The sequence below is a fragment of the Marinobacter manganoxydans MnI7-9 genome, from assembly GCF_000235625.1.
GTDB lineage: Bacteria > Pseudomonadota > Gammaproteobacteria > Pseudomonadales > Oleiphilaceae > Marinobacter > Marinobacter manganoxydans.
The window spans coordinates 34,243-50,953 of record NZ_AGTR01000084.1 but is presented as its reverse complement, the minus strand read 5'-3'; the positions used below and the strand labels follow the sequence as shown (position 1 = coordinate 50,953).

The window sequence follows — 16,711 nt, the reverse complement described above, 5'->3', positions numbered from 1 at the left end:
GGGCCTGATGAAACGCTTCATCTGGCCCCAGTCATATTCGCGTTTTTGCGACCAGCCGCTGGATTTTCAGAGTCGCTGCTGGTACTTTTGCCGCGAGTTGTTGTTCGGTAGCCCAACCAGGGACTTGGTTGGCTAAAGGCTGCCGGGAACAGGAGATAACCATACCTTCAAGGATTGAAGATATGCCCCAGGCAAGCGGATTGCAGTTCACCGCCCGTGTTGGAGGACTCCCCTCCGATTTATTTTCCGTAGTTGGCTTCGCACTGACCGAGCGCCTCTCCGAGGTATTTCAGGGTCGGCTTGAGCTGTCCAGTATCGACTCATTGATTCAGGCAGCGGAAATTCTTGAGCAACCGGTGGATCTTGTGGTCTGGCAGGATGGCGAGCCGCTCAGGCGCTTCACCGGTGTGGTCAACGAATTTGTTCGGGGCGATGCCGGTCACCGGCGCACCCGCTATGAACTGAATATTCAGTCGCCGCTCTGGCGTCTGGGACTGATGCACAACAGCCGGATATTCCAGACCCAAAGCAGCGATACCATCGTAGGTACCTTGCTGGAAGAGCGCGGCATTATCGACTCGGTTTTCGATCTGAAACGCACTCCCGAGCAGCGGGAGTATTGTGTTCAGCATAGAGAAAGCGACCTGGCCTTCCTCGAACGTCTCGCGGCTGAAGAGGGCTGGCATTACAGGTATGAACACGGGAGCGTGGACGCAGACACACAGCCGGCGCTTGTAATCGCCGACCATCATGGCGATGCGCCGAAGCTGGAGCCGGCAGAATATAACGCCAAAGCCGGCGGCAGCAGCAGGCGCCCGGTCGTGTGCCGATTTCGATATGAAGAGCGGGTGCGGGTGGCCTCTGTGGCCATGAAGGATTATACCTTTAAGAATCCCGCCTATGCTTTGATGCATCAGCATGCTTCCGGCGACTTGAAGCACCGTGAAGATTACCAGCACTACGATTACCCCGGCCGCTTTAAGGCCGATGCCAGTGGCCAGCCGTTTACCGAAGCCAGACTGCAATCCCTCCGCAATGATGCCAGTACCGCATCCGGTGAGAGCAATCGCCCGGACTTCAGCGCCGGCGCCAAGGTTGAGCTGAAGGAGCACGACAGCGACGCCCTGAATCGGGAATGGCTGCTGACCGCCGTCACTCACACCGGCACCCAGCCCCAGGCCCTGGAAGAGGAGGGCGGCAGCGAACCCACCACCTATCACAACCGGTTCAATGCCATACCTGCAGACCTGACCTGGCGTCCCCGAACGCCCCATCGTCCTCTGATGGACGGCCCGCAAATTGCGATTGTCACCGGCCCGGAAGGCGAAGAGATCCACTGCGATGAACATGGCCGGGTCAAAGTCCGTTTCCCTTGGGATCGCTACTCGAAAAACGACGAACACAGCAGCGCCTGGCTCCGAGTCAGTCAGGGCTGGGCCGGCGGCCAGTATGGCTTCATGGCCTTGCCACGAATCGGCCACGAAGTAATTGTCTCCTTCCTGGACGGCGACCCGGACCAGCCCATCATCACCGGGCGAACCCATCACATCACCAACACGCCACCCTATGGGCTGCCGGAACACAAAACCCGCACCACCCTGAAAACCAAGACCCACAAGGGCGAGGGCAGCAACGAACTGCGGTTTGAGGATGAGGCGGATCAGGAACAGATCTACGTCCACGCCCAGAAAGACCTGGACCTGCTCACCGAGAACAACCGCACGGAGGTGATTCGAAACGACAGTCACCGCACGGTCGAAAACAACGAATTCAGTCACGTCGAAGGCAATGAGCACCGAACTGTCGATGGCGAACAGCGTGAGTCGGTCGGAAGTGATTACAGCCTCTCCATCGGTGGCAGTCTTCACAGCAAACAGGGCAAAAACCAGCTCGTTGAAGCTGGCACCGAGATCCACCACAAAGCGGGTATGAAAGTCGTAATCGAGGCGGGCGCCGAACTCACGCTCAAAGCAGGTGGTAGCTTTCTGAAGCTGGATCCTAGTGGCGTTACGGTCTCCGGGCCTTCGGTGCGCATGAACTCTGGCGGTGGGCCTGGGAGTGGGAGTGGGGTGTCGGCCCAAGACCCGGCGCTTCCGGCCAGCCTGAGTGAAATTGCCGATACGAACAAACCGGCACAGCTTGCTGAAACCGACACCCGGGCTTTAGCAGGTCCGACTCCAAGTTCGGTGCAGGCCCTGAAAGCGGCGGCCAGGAATGATGTTGCACTGGTCAAGCAATGCGGGCGCAAGTCGGATGGCACCTGCGCCCTCTCATCCTGTTCATGCGAGGATGTGACTGCATGATAGGGCTGGATGAAACAACCAGGGCGAAGGCCTACATTCTTTTTGACGGTGCATTGTTTGATGCACCGCGCTTCACCTACGAGCATGATGATCAGCCCCAACTGGAATATCTGTTCTTGGGCACACCACATGAAGCGGTTATGGAAGTAACCCCTTGCTTGGTCAAACCCTCCGAGGGTACACGGCTTTGGCGTGCCCAGTCGGAGTGGCAGGATAAAGCCATTATCCTTCTATCGGATCAAAGCCTCTCCCTTGTGGCGGGCCATTTGCGCAGTTTGCTCAGTGTGCAGATGCCGAATGGGGGATTCTCCTACCTGCGCTATTACGCACCCAAGCAGCTCACGCGGCTGATGTCTGCACTGAATGAGCAGGAACGCGCTCGCTTTAGTGGGCCAGTCAGAGAGTGGCTGGCCTTCCAACCGAACGGAGAGCTATCCCGGTTCGATTCAGATGGCTCGCAACACTTCAGGAAAGCGGCTGAGGAAGGCTGGTTTCTCCTCACTGAAAATCATGTGGCAGTGCTGTCACAGAGCGCCAGGCATGAATTCGTCGAGAAGTTGGGCCGTTTTCTCGACATCACGGATCGAGCACGGTTGGAGCAACTCATCAATGAGGCAACCGCGCTGGGTTTTCGAACCGAAAAGGAGGTTAGCCGTTACTCAGAGCTGGCCGTGGTTCACGGGGAGCGGATCAAGCTTGCCGAAATCCGCACCATTCTGTCTGACTCTGAGGTCTCGGCTAGCGCACGTCTGAAAGCAGTGGATAACCATTTGGCATACGGAGTTGCCTGATGAATTCTGAATACACCGTTCGCTCCGGCGACACCCTCAGTGCGATTGCACAAAGGCATCAAACAACCCTGAGCAGCCTGATGCGGCTGAATCCTGCAATTGAGAACCCGGATCGTATCTTCCCCGGACAGCTGCTCAAGCTGCCAGCGGCCAACGAGGCTGATTTCTCCAACTGCGAAGTGGGATCTGTTGCTCAGGAGCCTCCCTGTTCCGAAGAAATCGTGGAAGTTGTCCATGTAACCGGGTCTGACGAACTGATTCTCCTGACTGAGGCGGAATTGGCGGAGTGGGTCGAAGAAGAGGAATTCGTTTGTGGCCCCATCACTGAATTTTACGGGAAGCTTGACGGGCTTGATGAGGGTGAAACCGACTCTGAACTGGGCGTGAGTGAGGGCGAAGGGCGCTTGCTGTCGGAAGTACAGGAGGAGAAAGAACGGCTGATAGACGAACTTGAGGCGCGCTCAGTCCTGACCAACGACATGCAATCCATTCCACCGATTACTGAAATAAAGCGGTTGGCCGGCAATAAGCACGTCACTTTCGTGCGCTCTGACAAGATCGCGAACCACCCTCGCCGGTATTCGATGACATCGCGAGACAGGGAGCGCAGCAAGGGTTGGCTAAACGAGAACGGGGTTGATCCGGCGAAGCTACGAGATGCTATCCGAAGCGAACTTAACATCAAGTTCAACGCAACCCTCTGGGAGCCCGATAAAAATGGCGCGCTTATGACGACGTTGAACAAGTTTTACGATGAGGCATCCTGGTCCATCTGGGGAGACGCGGAAGCCCGGCGGGAAGCGGTCGATGAAACCGGATTTGATGCCTCCGCAGAGGCACAATTCATGCGCTTTGCTGCCGGTGCGGCAGCTTCGGGTGAATTTGATCCGCGCAAGGGAAAAGTGCATTTCCAGGCGAAAGCGGAAGCGCAGTATGCGCTGGCGCAGGGCAAGGTTGGTGTTGAGCAGGCGTTTCCGGTGAATAACCGGTCCGAAATCCGGATTCCTTATAGGGTTGGAGGCTGGGATGGCGAGCGCAAGATCGCGTCGCTCGGCCATTTCCAGGCAGCGATCAACGCCTCGCTGACCGGATTTGCCGGCGCCTCTGCGCTCATGGCTGCCAACGTTGAGGTGTCCACCAGCGATGGCTTTCCGAAACTCAAGGGTATTGCCGCCCGAAAGCATGGACAAGGGGCTGGCATGGACGCGGGTGTGTTTGCCGGGGTTCGTGGTGGTTGTGAGGTTTCTGGTGAGCTGCGCTGGAAGGATGTGTTAACCGAGGAGAGAGAGTGGGACAGGCTTTGTGTCATTGGACAGAAAGTTGAAGGTGCATTGGGTGGAGGTGCTGAGCTTAACGTTCGGTTGGAATTCAGTCGCGCCACTGGAAAGTTTTATATCAATGTTCATGCGGGGCTAGTTTTCGGTGCTGGTGCGTCGGGGAGTTTCTTGTTGGAGATCGAAACTCAGAAAATATTGCGGATGCTTCACTTCGTTTATAACGCTCTGATGGATGTAGATTTTCGGTATCTTGAGCTTTTCGATCGCGATACAGAAGCTTTTGATTGGTATCGGCGTATGAGCTTGTTCGCTCTGGCTCGGGGGCTCACGGCATTAGAAGTGGCCCAAGGATTTGCGGACACTTTGGTGGATGGGGTTGTAGATTATATTCATGCCGTGTTTGTTGACCGCCATCGAGAACAACAGGGCAGCGAAATTGCTGAGAATGTAGTTCAAGACATTACAGTTAAAGATAGTTCGGTCTTTCTGCATTCTCCGCCTGAGGTCAAAGGCGTAATTCTGGACAATATCCTTTACGACTGGTGGCTAACGCCCGATATCTGGAGTGATGGCGATATTAAAATTCAAGCCGTGAATTTGATTCTGAAATCGTTTCAGGGATGGCGTGATTTCGAGGAAACGGTGTTACGAATGAATCCGCAAGGCTTAGCCCGGCTGGATGAGTTCGAAAATAACCTAGACCGACTGTTTGACTTCATAGGCAAGAATAAATCGGATCAGCATCTCTTCATTCGAGGCTTGAAGGACCAGGTGGCCGTCGCTGACAGGCCGGTAAGAATGGATCCGTTTAATGTTTGTCGTATTTGTAGGATTGGTTAAGGAAACTTAGTGGATGTTGAGAACTGAACGGTTGAAGGTGATTGGTCTGACGATAATGCCGATTTTCTTGGTGGCATGTGGTGGTCTTGGTGGTGCTGATGGTGATAGCTCTGTATCCCGTATTGTGGAAAACGCTATCGAGAATCAGGTTTTTGTTGAAGGCGGTGAATTTGAACTCGGAGACGTGGGTCGCCCCGATGGTTCTGCCTACGTGACGTTGGTTGATCATAGTCGCCCGGCAATTGAGGTAAGGGTCGATAGCTATTCAATCTCACGCTACGAAACTACTTGGGGCCAAATGAGGGTGTATTACGAAGCTACAGGGCGGCTTTCTCAATATGAGGCGTCACCGTTCAAACAACGATATGTAACCTCGCCAACTGACGATCGTTTGTCACCTTACTTCCGAAACAAGCCTGCCAGAGTGCCCAATTATGGAGAGGCCGAAGGCTATTGTGACTGGTTAGCTCAGGAGACTGGGTTGCCTTTTGCACTACCGACTGAGGCGCAATGGGAGTACGCGGCCAGAAGCCGAGGGCGTGAGGTAGCCTACGCGACAGACTCCGGTGAAGTGCAAAAAGATCCATACTTGCGGCGCCCTACAGAGTACGTGGACCCGTCGATTCCTCCTTCCGGCAACACTTTGATCCATTCTTCGCTTAAATTTGAGCGCCGGCCGGTTGGCAGTTATCCCCCAAATTCCCTGGGCCTCTACGACATGACTGGGAATGTCGCTGAGTGGACGCAGGATTGGTTTCAGGAGGATTACTACGAGCAAGCTCCCAGAGATAACCCCAGTGGGCCCGAGAAGCCGGCCAATCCAGACAGGCCAGAAAAAACCGTAAGGGATTGGGGAGGTCACGGAGACAGCATGGGGGGAGCAGGTACAGTGTTTATGCGGGCGGGTGAGCCTGTATCGGCGTCAGGAACGGGCTTTCGGTGTGTCGTCAATCATCCCGAGCCGATAAACTAGGGAATGACAGGAATCCGTCAAAAAAATTGAAGTGCCGAGCTTACATTTCGTTTTCGAAACTTCGGTTTTTGCTTCAAGTGAACCCCGCGTAACCCTCTCCCGGGTGCGCTCGCGCCATGGTGAAGGTAGACTGACCGTTTTTAACACTGGCCTGGATTTACCGGGCCAGCTTTTTTTCACGGTATACAGGCTTCATCATGGAAGACCAATCCACAAATAAGGAACCGGCGGGTGAGAACAAGCGCCTGCTGATTTCATCGGATCTTGCCACGCCGATATACGGTTTGTTCGGCCTGGGAATCCTGTACACCCTGTACGTTGCTCATCAGATTGTCCTGCCCATCATTCTTGCGGTAATGACGAGCCTGCTGCTCTCGCCCCTGGTCAAAAAGGCATACGTTAAGTGGCGAGTTCCCCGGATGATCAGCTCCCTGGTGTTTGTGCTCCTGGTGCTCGCCGGCATCGTCGGCATTACACTGGCCGTCGCGACGCCTGCCCTCAAGTGGGTTGAGGAAGTGCCCCAGGGGATATCGAGGCTGTTGGTGGGCGAGAGCGAAATCAGTCGCCAGATCGCCAGAGTCTCCGAGTCTGCGGAACAGGTTGAAAAGTCCGTTGAGGAGCTCTCGGAGTCAGAAAGGCAACAGCCAACGACGGTTGTTCTGCAGACGGATTCATGGCGCAACCAGTTGATGACCAAAGCCCGGAACGGCATCGCTGGCCTGGCTTTGGCACTGGCATTGACCTATTTCCTGTTGGTGAGCGGTGATCGTCTGATCAAGAACTTTGTCCGTCAGTTGCCCATTGATCAGCGGAAAACCGTGCTTCGGATTACCCACGATTCTCAGCATCAGATTGCCCAGTACCTGGGCGTTCTCGGCCTGAGTAACCTGGCCGTCGGCACCACAACGGGCCTGATCTGCTGGGCCGTCGGGCTGCCGGATCCGGCTGTGTGGGGGCTGGTCGCCGGGCTTGCGCGGTTCATTCCCTATCTGGGGGTTATTCTCTCTATCTCCATGCTGACGATTGTCTCAGCCATTAGCCTTGATGAGTTCTGGATGATGGCCATTGCGCCACTGGGCTTCCTCGGTTTGACCACGCTGGTCGGGTTCTTTATCGAACCCTGGATTCACGGCTTTCGGATGGCAATCAATCCGGTGATCATCTTCGTCTCGATCTTCTTCTGGGGCTGGCTCTGGGGGCCGGTGGGCGTGCTCCTGGCGGTGCCTCTGATGACGGTCATCCAGGTGGTACTCAAGCAGATTCCCAAGCTGCGCCCTGTCTATAAAGTGATTGCCCGGTAGTCTGATAATGGATACCCGCAACACGCACTGACACGCCCGGTAAACTCACCTATCCTCTTTGAATACCCGAAATTCAGCAAACAGGGAGGATCGTCAGCCCATGATCCCGAACACCATGAAAGCCATGGTTCTTACCGGTCACGGTGATGTCGATAAACTGGAGTACAAGGACGTGCCTGTTCCTGCGCCCGGAGCCGGTCAGGTGCTTGTTCAGGTTACGGCAACGGCGAAGAACAACACCGACCGCAAGGCACGGGAAGGGCTGTATCCAACCAAAAAAGGCGAAATGACATCCTTCCAGATGGGTGGCAAGCCCACGCTGGTTTTTCCGCGGATCCAGGGGGCCGACATCGCCGGGCGCGTTGTGGCTGTTGGTGACGGTGTGGATGAGTCCCGCATTGGAGAACGGGGCCTTCTGGATTTCAACATCTACGCCAATGACCGCCGAGACATCAATCTCACGCCCGATTACTACGGCCACGGTGCCGACGGCGGTTACGCGGAATACGTAGCGCTGCCGGCTGACCAGTTCCATCACATACCCAATGCCGAACTGGCGGATGCCGAAGTGGCGTCCATGGGCATGTGTTCCTACCAGACCGCCATGCACATGCTTACCTCGGCCAACATCAAGGTCGGAGAGCGGGTCCTGGTGACCGGCGCGAGCGGGGGCGTTGGCACGGCCCTGATCCAGCTTTGCCGAATTATGGGGGCTATTCCCTATGCTCTCAGTAAACAGGACAAAGCGGCAGCGCTGTTGGAACTGGGCGCCGAGGCGGTGCTGGATCGCTCCGATATGGACAGCTTTGTAGATCGGGTGAAAGCGGAAACCGGAGGCAAGCCCATTAATGCGGTGATGGATCTGGTGGGCGGAGAGATGACCGATGTGTTCATCGATACCATGATCTTCGATATGAACGCCCGCAGCACCTACCCGCGACTGAGTATTGCAGGGGCAAGTGGAGGCAACATCAGCGAAATCCTGTGGACCCGGATCTACCTCTACCAGGTACAGATTTTCGGGGTATCTCATGGCACCCGCGAAGAGGCGGAACAACTTATGGCCTGGATCCGGGGAGGGCAACTGAAACCGGTTCTGCACGGTGCGTTTCGGCTCTCTGATCTGCACCGGGCAGAAGAATATTTTGTGAACCGGGGTAGTAATTATCTCGGCAAGATCGTGATCGTTCCCGACTCACAATGGGAAGAACACGGCCAACCCTGGTCACTGGAGAGCGCTTGATGAAACCGGAACTTACCATTCAGTTGATGGATACCCATGCCGGCGGTGATGTCAGCCGGATCGTGACCGGTGGCATTGATCTTTTGCCCGGTGATACCGTGCGAGCGCAGATGGAGTACCTGCGGGATGACGCCGACGGTCTACGCCGGCTTTTGCTGGAAGAGCCCTACGGGATACCGGAAATGTCTGTGGATCTGTTGGTGCCGCCCACGGATCCGCGAGCTGCCGCCGGTTACATCATCATGGAAGTCATGGGCTACCCTATCTACTCGGGCTCCAACACCATCTGCACGGCTACTGCGGTGCTGGAAGCGGGCATTGTGCCCAAACAGGAAGGCCAGCAGAGTTTTATACTGGAATCGCCCGCCGGACTGGTCCAGATTGAGGCGACGGTGCACGACGGAGTGGTAGAAGCCATCACCTGTGAGGGTCTGCCCAGCTATATCCACACCTACAAGGCCACCATCGACGTGCCTTCGCTGGGCGAGATTACCTACAGTGTTGCATACAGCGGCGGCTTTTATGCGCTGGTGGATGCAGCCAGCATGGGCTTCGATCTGACCCTGGACGAAGAACGCAAACTCGCAGAAACCGCCCACGCCATTGTCGAGGCGATTCAGGCAGAGCGGGGCTTTTCCCATTATACGCTTGGCGACGTAGGGCCACTGCCGTTCCTGCACTTCATGGGCCCTGTGGAACATGTGGCAGAGGGCTATTACCGGTCCCGCTCGGCAACCTATGTGCATCCCGGGGTGATCTGTCGGAGCACAACGGGCACTGGCACGTCCGCCCGTCTGGCGTTGATGAACTACGAAGGCAGTATCAAGCCGGGCGACAAGCTGGAAACCGTTTCCCTCAGAGAGACGGGTTTTATCGGTGAATTCACTTCGGTTGAGGAAGAGGGTGAGTACCAGGTGATCAAAAACAGCATCACCGGCAAGGGTTATGTCATTGCCCGCTCCGACATCGTGGTCAATTGCGATGATCCCATGGTGGAATGCGACTCCCTGCACCACATACTTTCAAGCCGCCATCCCGGGAAGATTACGCCGAAATCCTGATTTTCGTGTTTGATCCCTTCAAGGGTGCGGCAGGCCTGTCGCACCCGCTTTTCCTGCTCATAAAGCCACACAGATTTCTTCCTTTTTGGTCTAAAGTTTACCTTTACGTAAAGTGAAGCCTGTGCTAAACCTTGACCCGTGCTTTCAATGATAAAAACAACAGGAGTTGAGAATGAGCCTTCCGGAATATACCGACGTTTACAACAACTTCGATCCTGCTGCTCTGGAAGCGGACATCCTGGATGGACGTCTGGATAGCGGGCTCAATGTCTGTCACGAAATCTGCGACAAATGGGCAGATGACCCGAGTCGGGTTGCGCTTTACTACGAAACCGAAGATGGCGGTGACGGCACTCTGACTTTCGCCGAGCTGAAAGAGGCCTCTGCGCGTTTTGCCAATTATCTGAAATCCCAGGGCATCGGAAAGGGCGACCGGGTGGCTGCACTCCTGCCGCGCACTCCGGAGCTGCTGATCGTTATCGCCGGAACCCTGCGTGCTGGTGCCGTGTATCAGCCGCTGTTCACGGCCTTTGGTTCCGGGGCCATTGAGTACCGGTTCGAGCGAGCCAGCACCAAGCTGGTGGTGACCAACCCGGAGAACTATCCCAAGCTGAACGACGTCAAGGTCTGCCCGCCGATTGTGGGTGTAAACGCCAGTGAGATTGGCGCGGACATCCCTGACTTCGAAGAGACCCTGGCGGCCCAGTCGAGCGATTTCGAGCCTGTCATGATCAAGGGCGACGATCCATTCCTGCAGATGTTCACTTCTGGCACCGTGGGTAAGTCCAAGGGGGTTGCGGTACCGGCCAAAGCGCTGTTGGCGTTCTACGTTTACATGAAATACGCCATTGATCTGCAGGATGGTGACAGGTTCTGGAACGTGGCCGATCCCGGTTGGGCCTACGGTCTTTACTATGCCGTGGTTGGGCCGCTGCTGATGGGCCACGCCACGCACTTCAACCCGGGTGGTTTTACCCCGGAATCCACCTACGACATGATCCGCAAGTACAAGATCACCAACCTGGCTGCGGCGCCTACGGCTTACCGTTTGCTCAAGGCAAACGATCACGTGCTGCCGGAAGGCGAGAACCTGGGCCTTCGGGTTGCCAGCAGTGCCGGCGAGCCTCTGAACCCGGAAGTGGTGAACTGGATTCGCAACCGTCACTACTGCCCGGTTAAAGATCATTACGGCCAGACCGAGACTGGCATGACCTGCTGCAACTTCCACGGTCTGGCGCATCCGGTCCGTGAAGGCTCCATGGGCTATGCTTCTCCTGGCCACAAGGTGGTCGCGCTGAACGAGAAAAACGAGGTTGTAGGCGAGGGTGAAGTTGGTCAGCTGGCGGTTGACGTAAAAGCGTCCCCGCTTTTTCACTTCGACGGTTACACCTGGGGTGAAAAGGACCCGTTCGTTAACGGCTACTACCTCACCGGTGACATGGTCATCAACCACGGCAATGGCAACTTCTCCTTCAGTGGCAGGGATGATGACATCATCACCACGGCCGGCTACCGGGTGGGACCGGCAGACGTCGAGAGCACGCTGCTTGAGCACGCCGCTGTGGCGGAGTCCGGCGTTGTCGGCAAGCCGGACGAAAAGCGCGGTTCCATCATCAAGGCTTATGTGGTGATCAAGGGCGATTACGCTCTTGGAGACGAACAGGCCCTGAAAGACGAACTGCAGGAGTTGGTTCGTCGCAGGCTCTCGACCCACGCCTTCCCCCGGGAGATTGAGTTTGTCGATGAGCTGCCGAAGACTCCCAGCGGCAAGATCCAGCGGTTTGTCCTGCGTAATCAGGCCAAGGAAGAAATCGGCGCATGATCATTACGTTCGAAGAGCTGCAGGCCTTCCTTGACGAGCAGTTTCCGCAGGGGGAGGCCTACGGCACCCTGCAGAAGCTCGGGGATGGCTGGGCAGAAATGAAACTGGAAGTGGATGAGGCGCATCTCAGGCCCGGGGGCACCGTCTCCGGGCCGGCCATGATGGGGCTGGCGGATGTCACCCTTTATGCGGCGCTGTTGAGCAAGATTGGCCTGGTTCCCCTGGCGGTGACCACCAATCTGAACATTAATTTTCTGCGCAAGCCGGTGGCGCATCAGCCCATCTGGGCCCGTGCCACCATGCTGAAAGTCGGCCGTACCATGGGCGTGGGCGAAGTGTTCGTTTACTCGGAAGGTGCCGAAGAGCCGGTTGCTCACTCCACCATGACCTATTCAATTCCGCCAAACCGGTAATCCCATGCAGATTCGTGACATGATGGTGCCGATAGGCGACGGTATTGAGCTGGAAGTCAGGCGAATCCAGCACGCGGAACCGAAAGGGCCGGTGCTGGTTTTTCTCCACGAGTCCCTGGGCAGCATCGCCTTGTGGCGTAAGTTTCCGGAAAAGCTCGCGAAAGCAACCGGCTGCGACGCGCTGATCTACAATCGTCAGGGCTATGGCCATTCTTCCGATGAAGAGCTCCCGCGCCCACACGATTACCTTGAGACAGCTGGCGAACAGTGGTTGCCCCGTCTCCTGGACAAGCTCGAAATCAGGGATGTGGTGCTGATAGGGCACAGCGACGGTGGTTCCATTGCCCTCGTGACTGCCGGCACCATGGGGGGCCGTGTAAAGGCGCTGGCGACCATGGCGGCGCACATCTATGCCGATCACCTGACCCTCGCTGGTATCGAGGAAATGGCTGTACGTTACCGGGAGACGGATATCCGGGATCGTTTGGCGCGCTATCACGGCAACCGGACTGACGATCTTTTCAACGCCTGGCAGACAGTCTGGCGTGACGAAGGGTTTCAGGCGGCGATGGATTTCAGTCGCTGGCTGGCGGCAATTGAATGTCCGGCTATTATCATTCAGGGAGAAAACGACGAATACGGAGTGCCGGAGCAGGTCACGGATATCGTTGCCGGCATCGGACCAAAGGCCCGCGGCGTTCTTCTCGAGGATGCGGGGCACTCGCCACACCTGGAAAAGCAGGACCAGGTAGTAGAACTCCTATACGACTTTTTGCGTAGCGAGAGTGTACTTAAAAACTGCAATTAAGTGTTGACGTTTACGTATACGTCAATCTAATCTGGTAGTCAGATAAAACGCACAACAATAACAAAGGTAGATTGGCTCATGAGTGAACAGTACGTTCTGGAGACCCGTAACCTTGTCAAAGAATTCAAGGGCTTTGTTGCGGTCGACGACGTGAACCTGAAGGTCCAGAAAGGCCACATTCACGCCCTGATCGGCCCCAATGGTGCCGGCAAGACCACGGTCTTCAATCTGCTCACCAAATTCCTGATCCCGACCCGGGGCCAGATCCTGTTCAAGGATCAGGACATCACCACCATGAAGTCCGCCGCCATCGCCCGCCAGGGCATTGTTCGCTCGTTTCAGATCTCAGCCGTATTTCCACACATGACCGCGCTGGAGAACATCCGGGTAGCCTTGCAGACGTTCGAGGGCACCTCCTTCAGTTTCTGGAAATCCGGTAACTCCCTGCACAAGCTCAACCAGCGTTGCATGGAGCTCCTGGACGCCGTGGGCCTGGCTGAATTCGCCAACACCACCACGGTTGAGTTGGCGTACGGGCGCAAACGGGCGTTGGAACTGGCCACCACGCTTGCCATGGAGCCCCAACTTTTGTTGCTGGACGAGCCAACCCAGGGCATGGGTTCGGAAGACGTTGATCGCGTTGTGGAACTGGTACGCAAGGCTGCCGAAGGACGAACTGTCCTGATGGTTGAGCACAACCTCAGCGTAGTCAGCAAACTCTGTGATCGCATCACCGTACTGGCTCAGGGCGCTGTTCTGACCGAAGGCGATTACGCGACGGTTTCCGGCGATCCACGGGTTCGCGAGGTGTATATGGGCAGTGATGGTAGCGGCGAGCGCGGCACCACCGCCGACAATGATCAGGCGGAGGCAGCGCAATGACCACGAAATCCGACCGCGAGTACGAACAGCTGCGACTGTCCGGATTGCACGCCTTTTACGGCGAATCTCACATCCTCCACGGCATCGACATGGTGGTGAACCGCGGGGAACTGGTGACGTTGTTGGGTCGCAATGGCGCGGGCCGTAGCACAACGCTCAAAGCCATCATGAATATGGTTGGCCGGCGCACCGGCTCCATTATGATCAATGGTGAGGAGACAATGTCCTGTGCACCTCATCATATTGCCAGGTTGGGTGTCGGGTATTGCCCCGAACATCGGGGCATTTTTTCCTCACTCAGTGTCCAGGAAAACCTGACACTACCGCCAGTTGTGCGTAGCGGCGGCATGAGCCTGGAAGAAATCTACAACATGTTCCCCAACCTTTATGAACGTCGCTTCAGCCAGGGCACCAAGCTGTCCGGAGGCGAACAGCAGATGCTGGCCATGGCGCGTATTCTGCGCACCGGCGCCAACATGCTGTTGCTGGACGAGATCACAGAGGGCCTGGCCCCGGTTATTGTAGAAAAGCTGGGAGAGGTCCTGATTGCCCTGAAAAACAAGGGCCTGACCATTGTCCTGGTTGAACAGAATTTCCACTTCGCAGCACCGTTAGCCGACCGTCATTACGTTGTTGAGCACGGTCAGATTGTGGAAGAAGTCAGCGCCAACGAACTGAGTGCAAAACAGTCGGTGCTGGATGGCTATTTGGGGGTCTGATCCCGGATAGGACGAGAGCAAGAAAAGTAACAACAACCCGAACCAACGCAAGACAGTAGCGGAGATACAACAATGACAATGATGAAAAAGCTTCTGACATCAGCCGTTGCATCAGCCATGATGGTAGGCGGAGCCCAGGCGGCCATTTCCAACGACACGGTCAAGATCGGTTATCTGGCGGACATGTCCGGCACTTACCGTGATCTGGCAGGCCCCAACGGGCTGAAAGCCCTGGAAATGGCGATTGCCGATTTTGGTGGCCAGGTAAATGGCGCCAAGATTGAAGTGGTGAGCGCCGATGACCGTAACAGCCCGGATACCTCATCCAGCACCGTACGTCGCTGGGTTGAGAACGAGGATGTCGATCTCGTAGCCGGTATGGTGGCTTCCTCTGTTTCCATCGCCGTGAGCAAGATTCTGGAAGAGCACGATCGCCTCGGTATCATTTCCGGTTCAGCGGCTTCCAGCATCACCAACGAGCACTGTACCCCGAACCACATCCACTACGTTTACGACACCTATCCGCTGGCCAACGGCACCGCCAGTGCGGTCGTTAAAGAAGGTGGCAAAACCTGGTACATGCTGACTGCCGATTACGCTTTCGGTCATGCTTTGGAAGGCGACGTGACTCGCGTGGTCGAAGCCAACGGTGGTGAAATCATCGGTTCAGTGCGTCATCCGTTCCCCACTCAGGACTTCTCATCGTTCATCCTGCAGGCTCAGGCATCCGGTGCTGATGTTATCGGTCTGGCAAACGCCGGCGCCGACACAACCAACGCCATCACCACCGCCAGTGAGTTCGGCGTAACCCAGTCCGGCCAGACTCTGGCGGCACTGCTGCTGTTCCTGACTGACGTACATGCGCTTGGCGCTCAGACGGCCCAGGGTATCCAGCTCACCACCGGTTGGTACTGGGACATGAACGATGAAACCCGTGAGTGGTCTGATCGCTTCATGGAAGAAACCGGCGTGCGTCCGACCATGGTTCACGCTGGCATCTACTCCAGCGCCATGCAGTACCTGAAAGCCGTAGAGGCCACCGGTTCTGACGATGCCCAGACTGTGCGCAAGCAGATGATGGACACTCCGATCAACGACATGTTTGCCAAGAACGGCAAGATCCGCGTTGACGGCCGCATGGTGCACGATATGTACCTGGCGGAAGTGAAGACCCCGGCCGAGTCCAAGAACGAGTGGGATCTGTACAAGATTCTGCGGACCATCCCGGCCGAAGAGTCCTACCGTCCGCTCTCCGAGAGCAAGTGCAAGCTGGTCAATAACTAAAAGCGACCGTTATGGGTTCGTCCTGCAACAGGGCAGGGCGAACCCATGAAAACGGAAAAGAATAAAGCCAAAAAACAATCCCTGTGCTGCTTCTGGAGTTAGCCCAATGTCCATGATTTTCGGCGTCCCTTTAGCTGTGCTATCCGGCCAGCTCCTGATCGGAATAATCAACGGCGCCTTTTACGCCCTTCTGAGCCTTGGGCTCGCGGTCATCTTCGGTCTGCTGAAGATCATCAATTTTGCCCATGGCGCAATGTATATGCTCGGTGCTTTGACCACCGTCCTGATGTTCGACTATCTGGGCGTGAATTACTGGGTCGCCTTATTGCTGGCGCCACTTCTGGTTGGTGCCTTCGGTGTCGCCATTGAATATTTTCTGCTGCGTCGCATTGCGGGGCAGGATCACATCTACAGTCTGCTGCTGACGTTCGGCGTCGCGCTGATCATCTCGGGTGTACTGGTGAACTGGTTCGGGGTTTCCGGGCTTCGCTACACCATGCCGGACATGTTCAAGGGTGGCGTAAACCTCGGCTTCATGTTCATGCCGTACTACCGGGCCTGGGTCATCGTAGCGGCACTGGTCGTCTGCTTTGCAACCTGGTTCGTGATTGAGAAAACCAAGCTGGGCGCCTACCTGCGGGCCGGCACGGAAGACTCTCAATTGATGCAGGGTTTTGGCATTAACGTGCCGCTTCTGATTAGCCTCACCTACGGGTTTGGTGTTGCGCTGGCAGCCTTTGCAGGTGTTCTGGCCGCGCCCATCTACTCGGTGACACCGGTCATGGGGTCGGCCACACTGATTACGGTCTTCGCCGTGGTGGTTATCGGCGGTATGGGCTCCATCGGCGGCGCCATCATCACCGGTATTCTGATGGGCGTGATTGAAGGGCTCACCAAAACCTTCTACCCGCCGGCATCCTCGGCGATCATCTTCCTGGTCATGGTTCTGGTTCTTATGTTCCGGCCCAGTGGCTTGTTCGGTAAGGAGGCATAA

General features: G+C 56.3%; 14 protein-coding genes. All 14 read left to right on the top strand.

What is annotated here, in order from left to right:
- Window positions 1-182: 182 nt before the first annotated feature.
- The 14 genes from KYE_RS17120 (at window position 183) to KYE_RS17055 (ending at window position 16,711) form a co-directional block, all read left to right on the top strand.
- Entirely contained in the window at window positions 183-2,303 is a 2,121-nt protein-coding gene (locus tag KYE_RS17120) for a type VI secretion system Vgr family protein (RefSeq protein WP_008175938.1), read from the top strand.
- Window positions 2,300-3,094 (top strand): DUF4123 domain-containing protein, encoded by a 795-nt coding sequence (locus KYE_RS17115; protein ID WP_008175936.1) that lies wholly within the window; start codon window positions 2,300-2,302, stop codon window positions 3,092-3,094. Before KYE_RS17120 ends, KYE_RS17115 begins: the two co-directional genes overlap by 4 nt.
- A complete protein-coding gene (locus tag KYE_RS17110) occupies window positions 3,094-5,211 on the top strand; it encodes a LysM peptidoglycan-binding domain-containing protein (protein ID WP_008175934.1) in 2,118 nt (705 codons plus the stop codon). Before KYE_RS17115 ends, KYE_RS17110 begins: the two co-directional genes overlap by 1 nt.
- A 13-nt stretch (window positions 5,212-5,224) precedes the next feature.
- A complete protein-coding gene (locus tag KYE_RS17105; RefSeq protein ID WP_008175932.1) occupies window positions 5,225-6,184 on the top strand; it encodes a formylglycine-generating enzyme family protein in 960 nt (319 codons plus the stop codon).
- A gap of 197 nt (window positions 6,185-6,381) precedes the next feature.
- Window positions 6,382-7,485, top strand: a complete 1,104-nt coding sequence (locus KYE_RS17100) for an AI-2E family transporter (RefSeq protein WP_008175930.1) — start codon at window positions 6,382-6,384, stop codon at window positions 7,483-7,485.
- Window positions 7,486-7,585: 100 nt separating this feature from the next.
- Window positions 7,586-8,728 carry a zinc-binding dehydrogenase gene (locus KYE_RS17095; RefSeq protein WP_008175929.1) on the top strand — a complete coding sequence of 381 codons (1,143 nt, stop codon included), beginning with the start codon at window positions 7,586-7,588 and terminating at the stop codon, window positions 8,726-8,728.
- Window positions 8,728-9,789, top strand: coding sequence for a proline racemase family protein (locus KYE_RS17090; protein WP_008175927.1), 1,062 nt, complete (start codon window positions 8,728-8,730; stop codon window positions 9,787-9,789). Before KYE_RS17095 ends, KYE_RS17090 begins: the two co-directional genes overlap by 1 nt.
- A 172-nt stretch (window positions 9,790-9,961) precedes the next feature.
- On the top strand, window positions 9,962-11,611 hold the full coding sequence (locus KYE_RS17085; protein ID WP_008175924.1) for an AMP-binding protein: 1,650 nt from the start codon (window positions 9,962-9,964) through the stop codon (window positions 11,609-11,611).
- A complete protein-coding gene (locus KYE_RS17080) occupies window positions 11,608-12,024 on the top strand; it encodes a PaaI family thioesterase (protein WP_008175922.1) in 417 nt (138 codons plus the stop codon). The genes KYE_RS17085 and KYE_RS17080 overlap by 4 nt, the downstream gene beginning before the upstream one ends.
- Window positions 12,025-12,028: 4 nt before the next feature.
- Entirely contained in the window at window positions 12,029-12,832 is an 804-nt protein-coding gene (locus KYE_RS17075) for an alpha/beta fold hydrolase (RefSeq protein ID WP_008175921.1), read from the top strand.
- A 78-nt stretch (window positions 12,833-12,910) separates the two neighbouring features.
- Window positions 12,911-13,714, top strand: a complete 804-nt coding sequence (locus KYE_RS17070; RefSeq protein WP_008175919.1) for an ABC transporter ATP-binding protein — start codon at window positions 12,911-12,913, stop codon at window positions 13,712-13,714.
- A complete protein-coding gene (locus tag KYE_RS17065; protein ID WP_008175916.1) occupies window positions 13,711-14,433 on the top strand; it encodes an ABC transporter ATP-binding protein in 723 nt (240 codons plus the stop codon). Before KYE_RS17070 ends, KYE_RS17065 begins: the two co-directional genes overlap by 4 nt.
- 72 nt (window positions 14,434-14,505) lie before the next feature.
- Window positions 14,506-15,717 carry an ABC transporter substrate-binding protein gene (locus KYE_RS17060; protein ID WP_008175914.1) on the top strand — a complete coding sequence of 404 codons (1,212 nt, stop codon included), beginning with the start codon at window positions 14,506-14,508 and terminating at the stop codon, window positions 15,715-15,717.
- A 106-nt stretch (window positions 15,718-15,823) separates the two neighbouring features.
- Complete coding sequence (locus KYE_RS17055) at window positions 15,824-16,711, top strand: branched-chain amino acid ABC transporter permease (protein WP_008175912.1); 888 nt, start codon at window positions 15,824-15,826, stop codon at window positions 16,709-16,711.